8 protein-coding genes are annotated in these 14,837 nt (G+C 54.2%); 3 read left to right on the top strand and 5 right to left on the bottom strand.

Annotated elements, in window-relative coordinates; translation table 11 throughout:
* Window positions 1-12 precede the first annotated feature (12 nt).
* Together carB and carA are read right to left on the bottom strand one after the other, a co-directional pair.
* Window positions 13-3,333 carry a carbamoyl-phosphate synthase large subunit gene (carB, locus tag ACEW72_RS11410; protein WP_373476506.1) on the bottom strand — a complete coding sequence of 1,107 codons (3,321 nt, stop codon included), beginning with the start codon at window positions 3,331-3,333 and terminating at the stop codon, window positions 13-15.
* 369 nt (window positions 3,334-3,702) lie between these two features.
* A complete protein-coding gene (gene carA / locus ACEW72_RS11405) occupies window positions 3,703-4,860 on the bottom strand; it encodes a glutamine-hydrolyzing carbamoyl-phosphate synthase small subunit (protein ID WP_373476505.1) in 1,158 nt (385 codons plus the stop codon).
* Window positions 4,861-5,042: 182 nt separating this feature from the next.
* Between carA and ACEW72_RS11400 the strand changes: the two genes are divergently transcribed.
* Genes ACEW72_RS11400 through rpoD form a run of 3 tightly spaced genes read left to right on the top strand, consistent with a single transcriptional unit; the run spans window position 5,043 to window position 9,420 of the window.
* The gene (locus tag ACEW72_RS11400) at window positions 5,043-5,495 is read left to right on the top strand and encodes a GatB/YqeY domain-containing protein (protein ID WP_373476504.1); all 453 of its coding nucleotides are present in this window, start codon (window positions 5,043-5,045) and stop codon (window positions 5,493-5,495) included.
* A gap of 1 nt (window position 5,496) precedes the next feature.
* Entirely contained in the window at window positions 5,497-7,362 is a 1,866-nt protein-coding gene (gene dnaG / locus ACEW72_RS11395) for a DNA primase (RefSeq protein ID WP_373476503.1), read from the top strand.
* 51 nt (window positions 7,363-7,413) lie between these two features.
* Window positions 7,414-9,420 carry an RNA polymerase sigma factor RpoD gene (rpoD, locus tag ACEW72_RS11390; protein ID WP_373476550.1) on the top strand — a complete coding sequence of 669 codons (2,007 nt, stop codon included), beginning with the start codon at window positions 7,414-7,416 and terminating at the stop codon, window positions 9,418-9,420.
* Between the two features lie 8 nt (window positions 9,421-9,428).
* Here the strand turns inward: rpoD and ACEW72_RS11385 are convergent, their stop codons facing one another.
* The 3 genes from ACEW72_RS11385 to ACEW72_RS11375 all read right to left on the bottom strand — a co-directional run bounded on the left by ACEW72_RS11385 (window position 9,429) and on the right by ACEW72_RS11375 (window position 14,657).
* Window positions 9,429-11,438 carry an acyltransferase family protein gene (locus ACEW72_RS11385; protein WP_373476502.1) on the bottom strand — a complete coding sequence of 670 codons (2,010 nt, stop codon included), beginning with the start codon at window positions 11,436-11,438 and terminating at the stop codon, window positions 9,429-9,431.
* Window positions 11,439-11,702: 264 nt separating this feature from the next.
* Complete coding sequence (locus ACEW72_RS11380) at window positions 11,703-12,728, bottom strand: TonB-dependent receptor domain-containing protein (RefSeq protein WP_373476549.1); 1,026 nt, start codon at window positions 12,726-12,728, stop codon at window positions 11,703-11,705.
* Window positions 12,729-12,737: 9 nt separating this feature from the next.
* On the bottom strand, window positions 12,738-14,657 hold the full coding sequence (locus tag ACEW72_RS11375; RefSeq protein WP_373476501.1) for a TonB-dependent receptor plug domain-containing protein: 1,920 nt from the start codon (window positions 14,655-14,657) through the stop codon (window positions 12,738-12,740).
* Window positions 14,658-14,837: the final 180 nt, after the last annotated feature.

Genomic DNA, 14,837 nt, shown 5'->3' with positions numbered 1-14,837 from the left:
ATACTGCTTGGTTCAATAATAGTCCTGAAGTGGCCGAACTTCAAGTTTCCGTTGTTGCAGGGACGCAATGGCTTGTGAAACCGCCACACTTCCCGCTGCGGTTGTATATTGTGCAACCTTGTTCACCAGCGCGGAACGGCGGATTTCTTCGCTGTCTTTCAGGCTCTGCCACCCTTCGGTTGTATTGAAAATCAGTTGGATTTCGCCGTCCTTGATCTTGTCCACTATATGCGGACGACCCTGCGCGACCTTGTTTACCCGTTCGACTTCGATTCCCTGCGCCAACAGATAATCGGCGGTGCCGCCCGTCGCGCATACGGTAAAGCCACATTCAATGGCCTGCTTGACCGCCGGAACGATAACCGGCTTGTCACTGTCCTTCACGGATACGAAAAGCTTCCCGCCCATCGGCGGTGGCATTCGTGCGCCAATTTGTGATTTGGCAAAAGCAGTCGCGAAATCCTTGTCGATTCCCATGACTTCACCGGTCGACTTCATTTCAGGCGACAGCACGGGGTCGACACCCGGGAAACGGTCGAACGGGAACACCGCCTCTTTGACTGCGATATAATCGATATCCAGATTGATCGGTGGCAAGTCTTTCAGCTTCTCGCCGGCCATAACCCGCGCTGCAATCTTTGCGATCGGCGCGCCAATGGCTTTGGCGACGAACGGTACGGTCCGGCTTGCACGCGGATTGACCTCGATCAGATAAACTTTGCCATCCTTGACCGCGAACTGGACGTTCATCAGTCCCCTGACATGCAGGTTGAACGCAAGCATTTCGGCTTGACGCCGTATTTCCGCAATGATGTCGGCCGGTAGGCTGTAGGGCGGAATGGTGCAGGCGGAATCACCGCTGTGCACGCCGGCTTCCTCGATATGCTGGAGGATTCCCGCGACCACTACATCATCGCCATCGCATATTGCGTCAACATCGACTTCGATGGCGTCGCGAAGATAGCTGTCGATCAACACCGGCGAGTCGCCCGATACGATGACCGCGGTCTGGATGTAATTTTCCAGCTGCGCCTGCGTGTCGACAATCTCCATGGCCCGGCCTCCGAGCACATAAGAAGGCCGCATCAGAACAGGATAACCGATCTTGTCAGCCACCGCGATGGCTTCATCGCGGCTGCGGGCAATCCCGTTTTCGGGTTGTTTCAGCTTGAGCTTGTTAATCAGTGCAGCAAAGCGCTCCCGGTCTTCGGCCAGATCGATGGCGTCAGGTGACGTGCCAAGGATCGGTATACCCGCAGCCTCCAGTGACTTGGCCAAGTTCAACGGGGTTTGCCCGCCGAACTGGACAATGACACCTTTCAACGTTCCATTCTGCTGTTCGACATGCAGAATTTCCAATACGTCTTCCGCGGTCAACGGCTCAAAATAGAGCCGGTCCGACGTATCATAGTCGGTTGAAACCGTTTCCGGATTGCAGTTGACCATGATCGTTTCGTAGCCCGCATCCGCCAGCGCGAAGCAGGCGTGGACGCAGCAATAGTCGAACTCGATCCCCTGCCCGATCCTGTTCGGGCCGCCACCTAGGATAACGATCTTTTCGCGGTCGGTAGGCTGGCTCTCGCATTCAGGCGTTCCGAAACTGGGCGCTTCATAGGTCGAATACATATAGGGCGTCTTCGCCTCGAACTCGGCGGCGCAGGTGTCGATCCGTTTGAAGACCGGACGGACGCCCAGCTTGTGCCGCAGCGCACGGACTTCATCCTCGGTCACCGCGCCAGCCATGGCCCGTGCAGCCTGCATCGCAATGCCGGAACCATGGCGTATTGCAGATTCCATGCCGGGCCGGATATTCAGCGATTCCACCGCCAGATAGGCGAGCCGCTTGTCGGAGAAGCCCATCGCTTTCAGGCGACGCAGCGCTTCGGGACCATTGGGCAGGCCGTTGGCCTTGATGGCATTTTCTTCCGCAATGATCTCTTCAAGTCGCTCCAGAAACCACGGGTCGAACTTGGCGATGGCATGGATTTCCGCAACGCTCATCCCTTCGCGCAGGGCTTGGGCAGCAACCAGCAAGCGGTCGGGTGTGGCGCGCGACAATTCTGCGGACAGCTCATCTTTCGAAGCCCCACGCAGCGCGTCGATATAGTTGAACCCCGATAGACCCGTTTCAAGGCCACGCAGCGCCTTTTGCAGGCTCTCATGGATGTTGCGCCCAATCGCCATTACCTCGCCAACCGACTTCATGGCGGTGGACAAGAGCGGCTCGGCGCCCTTGAACTTTTCAAAGGCGAAACGCGGGATTTTGGTGACGACATAATCAATCGTCGGCTCGAACGACGCAGGCGTCGCGCCGGTGATGTCGTTGGTAATCTCATCGAGCGTATAACCCACCGCCAGTTTCGCCGCGACCTTGGCAATGGGGAAGCCGGTGGCCTTGGACGCCAACGCCGAGGATCGCGAAACGCGCGGGTTCATTTCGATGACGATAAGGCGGCCGTCAGCAGGATTGACGGCGAACTGTACGTTCGAGCCGCCTGTTTCAACGCCGATTTCACGTAAGCAAGCAATGCTCGCGTTACGCATGATCTGATATTCCTTGTCCGTCAGCGTCAGCGCAGGGGCGACGGTGATCGAATCGCCGGTATGCACGCCCATCGGGTCGATATTCTCAATCGAGCAGATGATGATGGCATTGTCGGCACGGTCGCGCACGACCTCCATCTCGAACTCTTTCCATCCGAGCAACGATTCCTCGATCAGCACTTCAGTAGTCGGCGACGCATCGAGGCCGCCAGCGACGATGGCCATGAACTCGTCGCGATTATACGCAATCCCGCCGCCGGTGCCGCCCATGGTGAAGCTGGGGCGGATGATCGACGGCAATCCGGTGCGCTCGAGTACGGCCAATGCCTCGTCCATCGAATGTGCGATGCCTGAACGCGCCGATTCCAGACCGATCTTGGTCATCGCATCACGGAACTTGATCCGGTCCTCGGCCTTGTCGATGGCCTCGGCATCGGCACCGATCATCTCGACACCGTATTTCGCCAGCGTGCCGTCGTTGAACAACGCCAAAGTGACGTTCAATGCGGTCTGCCCACCCATCGTCGGCAACACGGCGTCGGGGAGCTCTTTCTCGATGATCTTGGCAACGATTTCAGGCGTGATCGGCTCGACATAGGTCGCATCGGCCATGTCCGGATCGGTCATGATCGTTGCGGGATTGGAGTTGACGAGGATGATCCGGTACCCTTCCTCGCGCAGCGCCTTGCACGCCTGCGTTCCCGAATAGTCAAACTCGCACGCTTGCCCGATGATGATCGGGCCAGCGCCAATGATAAGGATGGAGGAGATGTCAGTGCGTTTGGGCATTTTGATCCTGTTGAGAAGAATTGTTCTTCAAAATTTCTGCTCCACACTTTGGACAAGTGTTCGGCACTACCAAACGCTTTCGCCATAGTCGTAGCTCGACATCCGGATGCGTCCAACTATCTCCATGCTCGGAATACTCCAGCCCACGATACGGCAGAAATATGTTGTAGTTGCATTTGTGACAACCAAGTCCAGCAGCGGGGAGAACTAAAGGCCAAGAGAGAATGATGACCACGAATGCGACAAGGGTCTCGCCAGATGCCATTGAGAAGATGACTGCCGCCGCCAACAAAAAACCGATAAAGGGCCAGAATGGGCTCATTTTTACGGCGTAACGATATCGCCAGTGATTAGGGCCAAGCCGCCAACTCACCCCATCATCCCCGCAAATTTCTCGAACAGATAATGGCTGTCCTGCGGGCCGGGTGAGGCTTCGGGGTGATATTGCACGCTGAACGCAGGCTGATCGCCAAGTTCAAAGCCGCAATTGCTGCCGTCGAACAAACTAACATGCGTCGCCTTCGCGTTTGCGGGCAAAGTCGCGGCGTCGACCGCGAAGCCGTGGTTCATGCTGGTAATCTCGACCGCGCCGTCGCTGAGGCGTTTTACCGGATGGTTAGCGCCGCGGTGGCCCTGATGCATCTTTTCGGTTTTAGCGCCGACCGCAAGGCCGAGCATCTGATGCCCGAGGCAGATGCCAAACAGAGGCTTCTTGGTTTCCAGCCATTGCCTAATCACTGGCACGGCATATTCGCCCGTCGCAGCAGGATCGCCGGGGCCGTTGGATAGGAAAAGCGCGTCGGGCGCATGCGCCATGATTTCATCGAACGTCGCGGTGGCGCTGACGACGGTGACATCGCAGCCTGCATCAGTCAGGTTGCGCAGGATGTTGTGTTTGATGCCGTAGTCGATGGCGACGACTTTTTTGGTGCCCTTGGCGCGCTTCTGATACCCCTCGCCCAACTTCCACAAACCCTGATCCCAGCCATAGGTTTGCAACGTGGTCACATCCTTGGCCAGATCCATGCCTTCCAACCCGGCCCATGCCTTTGCCTTCGCAAGCAAAGCCGACACATCGAATTTGCCATTCGCCGAATGCGCGATCACGGCATTGGGCGCGCCGTTCACGCGGATCAGGCGGGTCAGCGCGCGCGTATCGACGCCGGATATGCCGATGCGGCCATTGGACTTCATCCAGGCATCGAAATGCTGCGTACTGCGGAAATTAGACGGGTCGGTCACATCCTGACGCACGATAGCGCCCAGTGCATGGGGGTTCAGCGCCTCCACATCCTCGGGATTGGTGCCGACATTGCCGATATGGGGAAAGGTGAAATTGATGATCTGCCCGGCATAAGACGGGTCTGTCATGATTTCCTGATAACCGGTCATCGCGGTGTTGAAGCAGACTTCGCCTACCGCCTGCCCCTCTGCGCCAAAGCCCTTGCCCCAGATGACTTCGCCCGACGCCAAAACCAATACACCCGTCGCTCCAGAAGGCGCACGGATAGTTTTGGGGTCGGCCATGATGGGGTCGCTCCGATCAGAAAATTGCAGCAATGTCGCTAAGGCACCGCGCCTAAACATGGCAGGCGGAGGCGTCAATGCGGAAAACGAGAAAGTTGTGGAATAGTATCTGGCGAAGTTCAAGGTGACGAAAAATGGATGTTGGGCTAACGCAATGCATCCTTAAAAATTCGGAACCAAAAATGATTCGTGACACCATAAAAGCCGCCCAGATTACCGCCATGAAAGCCGGCGAAAAAGACCGCCTTGCCGCCGTTCGCCTGATCCTTGCCAAGATCAAGGACCGCGACATCGAATTGCGAACCGCATCGCAATTGCCTGATGATGACGCGATGGTCGTCGAAGTCATGCAGAAGATGATTAAGCAACGCCGCGAATCCATCGCGCTGTACGAACAAGGCGGCCGCACCGAATTGGCGGCGGTCGAGGCGGCGGAACTAACCATTATCGAAGAATTCCTGCCCGCGCAAATGAGTGACGCCGAAACCAGCGCCGCCATCGAAGCGATCAAGGCCGAACTCGGCGCTTCCACCGTCAAGGACATGGGCCGTGTCATGGCGACATTGAAAGAACGCCACGGGCCCCAGCTCGACATGAGCAAGGCCAGCGGGTTGGTTAAGGCGGCTTTGGGCTGAAGTGTCCCTCACCCCGCAATGGCTTGACGAACTGCGTTCCCGGATCACGCTTTCGGCGTTGATCGGCCGTACCGTCAAGGTAACCAAAGCGGGGCGGGAGCATAAGGCCTGTTGTCCGTTTCATAATGAAAAGACGCCCAGCTTTACGATCAACGATGAAAAGGGCTTCTACCATTGCTTTGGCTGTTCCGCACATGGCGATGCCATAAGGTGGATGACTGACCAGCGCGGGCTGTCGTTCATGGACGCCATCAAGGAGCTCGCGGCCGAGGCGGGGTTGGAAGTTCCGGCGGCGGACCCGAAGGCCGCACAACGCGCTGAAAAAGCGAATAATCTGTATGACGTCATGACGGCGGCGCAGGAATGGTTTGTGCAGCAACTGCAGGGCGTCGATGGCGCGGGCGCGCGGGCTTATCTGCAGAAACGCGGCTTTTCGGCCAAGACTATCCAGGAATTCGGCTTTGGCCTGGCACCCGACAACCGCACCGCTCTCAAATCGGCCTTGCAGAAATTCGGCAATAGTATGCTGATCGAGGCAGGCCTGCTGATCGCGGTTGAGGACAAGGAGCCTTATGACCGGTTCCGTGGCCGCCTCATGATCCCCATCCGCGATCCGCGCGGGCGCGTCATTGCTTTTGGCGGGCGCATATTGGGCGATGGCGAACCCAAATATCTGAACTCACCCGACACGCCGCTGTTCGACAAGGGACGCACGCTTTACAATCTCGACAAATGCTCCCCTGCTTCGCGCAAGACGGGCCGGGTTATTGTGGTCGAAGGCTATATGGATGTCATCGCCATCGCGCAGGCGGGGTTTGCCGATGCCGTTGCGCCGCTGGGTACAGCCTTGACCGAACAGCAGATCCAGATGCTGTGGCGGATGACCGAAAAGCCGCTGCTCTGCTTTGATGGAGACAGTGCCGGGCAGAAAGCGGGCATGCGCGCAGCCTTGCGGGCGTTGCCTTTATTGAAACCGGGACACAGCCTACAATTTGTCACCTTACCAGAGGGGCAAGACCCCGACGATCTGGTCAAGAATTCAGGGCCAAAGGCGCTCGCCGAACTTCTGGATGCGTCGGAACCTTTGGTGGAACGCCTCTGGCGCAGTGAAGTCGTCGCTGGCCCGCTGGATACCCCCGAGGACCGCGCGGGCCTGAAACAGCGGCTGGGCGGGCATATGGCGAATATCGCCGACGCCGAAATCCGGCGACATTATGCCGATGCCTTCCGTGAACGATTTGACGGCCTGTTTGCTGCCAAGCCCCGCGCTGCATTTCAACCCAGCGCAGCGTCGCGTAAAGGTGGTGGCGGGGACTGGCGAAAACCACAAATCTTGCCGCCGGGAGCGGAAACCAAAAGCTTTAATGCGAAGAATTCCGACTTTCTGGTGCAAGGCGTGTTAGGCGCGCTTTTAAGGAACCCCTCACTGATCCAGCGCCATCATGAGGCATTGAGCGACTTCATTCCCGCCGACCCGAATCACGCAAAATTGCTAGGTGTGATACTTGATGCAAGTTTTACTAAAGAATCGCTTGATACAGACGGGTTAATTACCATATTGGACGAGAAGTTGTATAATGTCGCCATATCGCTGCTCCACAGTAACGGCAAAGTCTTTGCCTTTAACCGTGGAGAAGTCGAGGGGGAAAGCGGCGGATTGTCCAACGCTTCAAAGGAATTGGGTGAAGCAATCAGGCTGATGAAGCAGCGTCCCGCGCTGGAAGAAGCTTTGGAACGTGCCACTTTGCGGGCAAGTTCAGAGATGACCGACGAGACTTTTGCAGAACAGCAACGATTACGCGCCGAGAAAAAGACATTTGACGACCGCATCATCGCATTTTTTCGGCGTGATGCGGATAGTTTATAGAATTTACGGGGAATTATTTTGGCAAGTCGCGCAAATGAAAATGAAGAAGATATGTCCGAAAATGGTGATGCACCACTGATCGACCTGAATGATGCGACCGTCAAAAAGCTGCTCGCCAAGGCCAAGCGCCGGGGTTTCCTGACCTATGACGAACTGAATGCCGCCCTGCCGCAGGATCAGATGTCATCGGAACAGATTGAGGATGTCATGTCCGCAATCAACGACATGGGCGTACAGATCGTTGAAAATGAAGAAGCCGGCGAAGACAGCGAGGACGATCAGGAAGAAGAAGTCGAAACCATCGACAATATTTCCGAGAACGACCCCCGCTCGCTGACCAACACGACCAAGAAAACCGGCACGGGTGAGCGCACCGATGACCCTGTGCGTATGTATTTGCGCGAAATGGGCGCCGTTGAACTGCTCAGCCGCGAAGGCGAAATCGCGATTGCCAAGCGGATCGAGTCCGGTCGCGACACCATGATTCTGGGCCTGTGCGAAAGCCCGATTACGTTCCACGCGATCATCGACTGGTCAAATGCGCTGAACGACGGAAACATGCAGCTGCGCGAAATTCTCGACCTTGATGCCATGTTGTCCAAGGAACCAGCGCCTGAAAGCCTTACCGAAGATGGTGAGGAAGAAGGCGATGGCGAGATAAGCGAAAAAACCGCTGGACCATCCTATAAGGAAGAAGAAGAAGTCGAAGACGAGCCGCAAGCGGCCGACGAAGACGATGACGACATGACAGAACGCCGCGCGCGCCCTGTCGAGGAAGAAGAAGAGGACAACACCCTCAGCCTCGCGCAGATGGAAGAGGCATTAAAGCCCGCCGCATTGGAACGCTTTGCCAAGATCGCATCGTTGTTCAAGAAATTTTCAAACGTTCAGCTTGACCGTATGCGTGCGCTGAATGCCGGTGAAGATTTCTCCACAGCTTCGGAAAATAAATATCACAAATTGCGCGAAGAATTGACCGCCGAAGTTGAATCGGTGCAGTTCCACGCCAACAAGATCGAATATCTGGTCGACCAGTTGTATTCGTTCAACCGTCGTTTGACCGCCTTGGGCGGCCAGATGCTTCGCTTGGCCGAACGGCACAAAGTTCCGCGCAAGGCGTTTCTTGACAGTTATATGGGTCATGAGCTGGACGAAAACTGGCTTTCCGATGTCTCCAATATCGACAAGAAATGGATCGCCTTTGCGACCAATGAAGCCGATGGCGTAGAACGTATCCGTGCCGAAATCGCCGATATTGCCGCGAATACAGGCATGAGCTTGAACGAATTCCGTCGTATCGTGAACATGGTACAAAAAGGTGAACGCGAAGCACGCATCGCCAAGAAGGAAATGGTCGAAGCCAATCTGCGTCTCGTCATCTCCATCGCCAAGAAATACACCAACCGCGGCCTTCAATTCCTCGACCTCATTCAGGAAGGCAATATCGGCCTGATGAAGGCGGTTGATAAATTCGAATATCGCCGCGGCTACAAGTTCAGCACCTACGCCACCTGGTGGATCCGTCAGGCGATTACCCGTTCGATCGCCGATCAGGCGCGCACAATTCGTATTCCTGTGCACATGATCGAGACGATCAACAAGCTGGTCCGGACAAGCCGCCAATTCCTGCACGAACAGGGCCGCGAACCAACACCGGAGGAAATGGCCGAGCGCCTTTCCATGCCGCTGGAAAAGGTCCGCAAGGTGATGAAAATCGCCAAGGAACCGATCAGCCTAGAAACGCCCATCGGCGACGAAGAAGACAGCCATCTGGGCGACTTCATCGAAGACAAGAATGCGATTATTCCGGTCGATGCCGCAATTCAGGCAAACCTGAAAGAAACAGTCACCCGCGTGCTTGCGTCGCTCACCCCGCGTGAGGAACGCGTTTTGCGAATGCGCTTTGGGATCGGTATGAATACCGACCACACGCTGGAAGAAGTCGGCCAGCAGTTCAGCGTGACCCGCGAACGTATCCGCCAGATCGAAGCAAAAGCGCTGCGTAAGTTGAAACACCCAAGCCGAAGCCGCAAGATGCGGTCTTTCCTCGACCAGTAATAATCGGGTTAAACGGTTGGCGTTCGGCCAATCGCTTCCGCGATGGTGTCTTTAAGCATCAATGCGCCCGGCACGCTCAGATGATGGCTGTCGAAATAGAGCGGCGCACCATGCGCGAATGTCAGACAACGCGATGTCGGGCAAAAAACCCGGGCCGGGTAAACACGGGTCAAAAGGCGGTGATGGCCCAAATCACCCAAAATCTGGGTCGCCCGCCATTGCCGTTCGACATACAGGTTTTTCGCTACGGTGAAATCCGCCGGATTTTCGCCCCTCGTGCTCATCAAAGCCAGGGTTTGCGGGATGTTATAGCCGGTTTCCGGGATAGGATAGACCAGCACCACATGCTTGCCATTGGCCAGTAAAATCTGGACCAGATTGCGAATGCTGTCCCTGAAATGGTGACGGGCCGCATCGCTGAACAACGGATAAGGCTCTCCATCGGGGCCAATCAGCTTTGGCGCGCCATTGTTGGTTTCCGCCTCGCCCGTCGAAACAAACCGTCCCTCCAGATATAGCGACCAGCGTGCCGCCAATATGACGGTCCGGATCTCGTCATTTTTGAGCACATAATCCAGCCGCTTGCGATTGCCCTCGACGCATTGAACGCTGGTTCCCGCCCCCAAAAGCGGAGGGCATTGGGGCGATGCGCCGTAGACGATTCCTGAACCGCTATCTTTTGCGACCTGATCCAGAGCGCCGAACAAGGCGCCAGCGTGCGAGTCCCCCCACAGGAAAACGGAAGCATTCTCGGTGTTCCCGATAGTGCAGCGTGAATTGACCGCCAGTTGCAGTTCCACCTTTTCACAGATGTCGGATTCAGGGTTCATCGATTTTTCGTATGAAGCCAGCTTCACGGTCCGGTCCTTGAACCGGTCCGGCAAACCGCCGCTAAAATATATGGCGGCCGAAACGCAGGTTATCAGGACGATAGACGCACCGCCAAGCGCGAATACGGACCTTTGTGGGGTTTCATCATAAGGTCGACGAAACGGCATTTCGATAAAGCGCCACGACAGAAATCCAAGGCCAATTGCAACGCCCGCAAGCCCGACATTCTGCAAAAATGTAAGCTTTCCGATAATCATATAATTGACGAATACGAACAGCGGCCAATGCCACAGATAAACCGAATAAGAAATTTTACCGACAAAGCGCATCGCCGATACCGACAATATCCGACCCGAGATCGCGTCTTTACCGGCCCAAATCACTAAGGCTGTCCCCAAGCAGGGAACCAACGCCGCCGCGCCGGGAAACACGGTCAAGTCGTCAAAAATGACAAAAGTGGCCGCCAAAATTGCCAATCCGGCCAGACCAGCCAGCGTCGCCGTTAATGGCCTTTCGGGTTGTTTGAACAAGCCGACCGCCAACAAAGCGCCGACTAAAAATTCCCATATACGAAATGGCATCAGGTAAAATGCGGTCGACGGGTCCATGTTCGTCATCCACACGCAAGCGGCAAAGGACAATGTCGCCAAACCAAGCAATATACTTTTGATATGCGTCGCCCATTTTCGCAGGACCAGCATCAGGATCATCGGGTAAATAATATAGACCTGTTCTTCAACGGCGAGCGACCAAGTGTGCAGCAGCACCCTGACTTTGGCATCACCTTCAAAATACCCTGTCTGCGTCCAATAGGCGATGTTCGACACAAACGCGGCCGCGCCAAAGGCGTTGCGGGACATAAAGGTGAAATCTTGCGGTAAAAGAATAACCGCCCCTGCAACCAAGGCGACCGCCAACATCGCAAATAACGCCGGAAACAGCCGCCTTATCCGCCGTTCATAAAAACGCAGGAGCGAGAAATTATCGTCCTGGATTTCCCCGACGATAAGCCGTGAAATCAGGTAACCCGATATAACAAAGAATATATCGACACCCGCATAGCCACCCGGAACAAAGCCAAGATCAGCATGGAAAAACAGCACCGCCAAAACGGCAATAGCCCGCAGCCCGTCAATATCGGGGCGGTAGGCAAGCGCAGAGCCTGCTTTTTTACCGATATCATTCATTGATCTACGTCCCGGACCTTGCACAAAATTCACACACTAAAGCACATTTCACTCTAGCTACTCGGCAAAGATTGTCATTTAGGCATTGGTAGTACCCAGAAATAGCTATAATTTATGACGATTTTGCGAAAATCGGTTTCGGAGCGGGTCGCGTCGAAGTGAAGGCATGGCCTGAATAGGCAACACCAATCGACCAGAAAAAACCAAAAAAAGGGGGCGGCGACCCCAGTCGATCACCGCCCCCTAATTTGCTTTATTGTGCTGTTAGAACCGCAACTTTGTTCCAAAGTAGAAGCGACGACCGATAGCGTCATAGGTGCCGGCGTCGGTTTCTGCGCCTGTGGTATTTCCTGGAAGACCACTCGGAATTACGGTCGGATCATTTCCTAACAAATTGTCTACACCGGCATAGAACTCGAACGCATCAGAAGCGCGATACCTGATTTGAGCATCCGCATAAAATTCGGCAGGAATTCGGGCACGAGGGTCATTCCGTTCAAGGTCGAAAGTAGCCAAAAACTGATCATCCAAAGACGATTCCCCGATGAAGGTACCGCGTAACGTGAAGTCCATCTTGTTTATGCTGTAATTGGCCGAAACAAGGAATTTATCCTTGGCCGCACCAATTTCTCCTGCAAAAAAGTCTTTGTCGGAACCGGGTAAAGGAATGAGAAACCCATCGAGAAGGTGCGTGTAACTAAGCGATAGATTGAGGCGTCCGCTAAAGACTTCCTGTGTGTAGGTTGCGGTAAAGTCCAGACCTTCTGCTTTCAATCCTCCGGAATTGGTAACTGCGGAATCGATTTCATCCAGCGAACCTGCACTGTTCGAACCTTCTGCGGCAGGACGGCGTTTAATAAAATCGCAAAATGATTGCTCGCCCCGTTCGAAGCACTGATCGAGGATGAACTGGCGCGGCGTTGAGACGATAGCATCCTTCACTCTTATGTTAGAATATGAAGCAGTAAACCCAAAGTTACGCAGGGCTTCAATCGAACGGGGATTGATAACTAACCGCGCGATGAATGAATCACCCTTTTCCTCACTTAGCAAGGGGTTGCCGCGATCAAAGCCGCTAATGCCCTGCAAATCGGCTTGGTTCAAAGTGAATGAACCATTTTGTGCAATATTTGCCGCGACGCCGACAAATGATCGGCAAACCTCACCCAATGTCCCTGCGGTTGCTGCGGTGACGCCGTCGCACGGATCGACTAGTCCGGTTGGGAAATTCTGGCTTGGTGGCGAGAACAACTCGTTGATATTCGGTGCACGCGTCGAACGCGCCCAAATGGCGGTAAGTCAAATATCTTCAACTGGAGAGAAATCGATTCCACCATTGTAACTATAGGTCTTTCCTACGGTGGAATAATCCGAAATACGTCCTGCACCGGTCAGCGACAAGCTATGTACAAATGTATCCGACAATATGGGAACATTCACTTCGCCATAGAGTTCGTACACATCAAACGAGCCCAAAGTACGCGGGATCGCGTTGCCGCCGTTCAACCCAGCTTGTTGCAAGGCATCAAATTCCGAAAGGCTGAATTCATCCCGATATTCTGCACCAACGGCCAATCCGATATCGCCTGCACCGAACAGATTGCCCAACGTTCCATATGCATTCACACCGGCCAGCTTTTGCGTTGTGACGGTGCTTAAAAAGCCGGGCGCATCAATATAACGCAGAGCATCTGCGCTAATCGTATTGCGTCCAAATACATTTACCGGAACACACCCTTCCTCCTGTGCATCAAGGTCAGCACAAACAAGATTGCCAGCTGCATCTCGGGTCACGTTCAACGCATTGCGCAAATTCACTACGTTGAATTGACCCGAAGACACCTGGGATTCAGCCGTTTCACCGTAACTGTAAAACGCATCCCATTTCCAATCGCCAAACAATCCGCCGCGTGCTCCGCCCAAAATACGGAACGTGTCCCGATTTGCCCGATTTCCACGCAGTGCGACATCGCTGAGACGGCGCGTAAAGGATACGTCGCGCAAGCCATCACCATTATTGTCCTGTAACAAAGCCAACAACTGTGCAGGAACAAAGGGATTGATGACAATTGCGCCTGTCGGCAAGCCATCAGCATCCAATTGACGATTTTCGATATTGAAAAATCCGCCCGTTGACTTGAATACTTCAGCAGAATCCAATGGGAACGGTTCTAACTCCGTATTGGTTTTCGATTTGGCATAAGTTCCTTCGAAAAAGATTTCGATATCTTCGGATACATCATAGCTCGCATTTGTAGCGAGCACGTACCGTTCGGTAGGAATCGCAATTGTGCGGAACGCCGAACGATTGAACCCATCCGCAGGCCGCGTAGCATTACCATTTGTCGAAAAACCAAGGATGAAGTTGTTATTCGCGTCAAACGTACCAACACTCACTCCTGGCGCGCTAAAGAAACGACCTTGTGGCGCAAAGCTGGAAAAAAATGGTTGCTGAACCGCGAAAAAATCTTCGGGGTCGTCCGTAAAAAATGCACCTACGCTCGCCTGATCAATCGCAGAAATCTTGCGATCTCTTGAAAACACAGCGCCTTCTTTGGAATAGCCCAAATGGGTCATGAATTTTCCACGACCATCGCTGAACGAACCGCCGAAAGTCAGATCCAGTTGGCGACGCAAATCATCGCCTTCTTCCGAAACACCAATTTGGCCACCGGCCTCAATTCCTTCAAAGTCAGTTTTGTAAATGATGTTCACGACGCCGGCAACTGCGTCCGAACCATAAACGGCCGACGAACCACCAGTCAGTATATCGACGCGTTCGATGAATTGGGTTGGAATAGTATTGAGGTCAACTGCGCTCGAACCGGGAACCCCCGCTACGTAACGGCGGCCGTTGACCAACACAAGTGTCCGGGCAGAACCAAGATTTCTCAAGTCGACAATTGCTGCCCCCGCACTTGCGGTGGAAAAGTTTGAATTGGTTCGACTTATACCTGGTGTTCCGAATGCCGGATTTTCGAGCAATAGCTCCTGAAGATTAACCACACCGGATTGTTCAATCGCCACTTCACCAATCGTTTGCAACGGCGAAGGAGATGTCAATCCGTTTACACTGATGCGTGATCCTGTGACAACGATAGCGGCTTCGTCTTCTTCTTCACTAGCCTCTTGCGCGAATGAAGGCGCAGAGATTAATCCCAGCCCTATCGCCAACGGCGCAGCAGCATATTTCAGCTTTTTGATATAAATTGATTTCATTGCACGACCCCTAAGTTCTGTTTTTGCGACGCCACAGATGTGTGTCGCAATTTCTTTCACAATTCCCGGCAATGCAGAATGACGGCGCAATTCTACGCTCGCAGACGCAATGTTTGACCCAAGACCATGAATTCCTGACTCAAAACTTCTGCGTAGGCAAAGACAAATATATCTTTAGTT

Source organism: Sphingorhabdus sp. (assembly GCF_041737645.1).
Taxonomy (GTDB): domain Bacteria; phylum Pseudomonadota; class Alphaproteobacteria; order Sphingomonadales; family Sphingomonadaceae; genus Sphingorhabdus_B.
Note: the sequence above shows the minus strand (reverse complement) of the source record. Positions and strands in the feature narration are given on the sequence as shown.

Bases quoted from the DNA above. Each gene is read 5' to 3' on its own strand.
- carA (WP_373476505.1), bottom strand. From the start codon at position 4,860: ATGGCCGACCCCAAAACTATCCGTGCGCCTTCTGGAGCGACGGGTGTA.
- ACEW72_RS11375 (WP_373476501.1), bottom strand. From the start codon at position 14,657: ATGAAATCAATTTATATCAAAAAGCTGAAATATGCTGCTGCGCCGTTG.
- rpoD (WP_373476550.1), top strand. From the start codon at position 7,414: ATGTCCGAAAATGGTGATGCACCACTGATCGACCTGAATGATGCGACC.
- carB (WP_373476506.1), bottom strand. From the start codon at position 3,333: ATGCCCAAACGCACTGACATCTCCTCCATCCTTATCATTGGCGCTGGC.
- ACEW72_RS11385 (WP_373476502.1), bottom strand. From the start codon at position 11,438: ATGAATGATATCGGTAAAAAAGCAGGCTCTGCGCTTGCCTACCGCCCC.
- ACEW72_RS11400 (WP_373476504.1), top strand. From the start codon at position 5,043: ATGATTCGTGACACCATAAAAGCCGCCCAGATTACCGCCATGAAAGCC.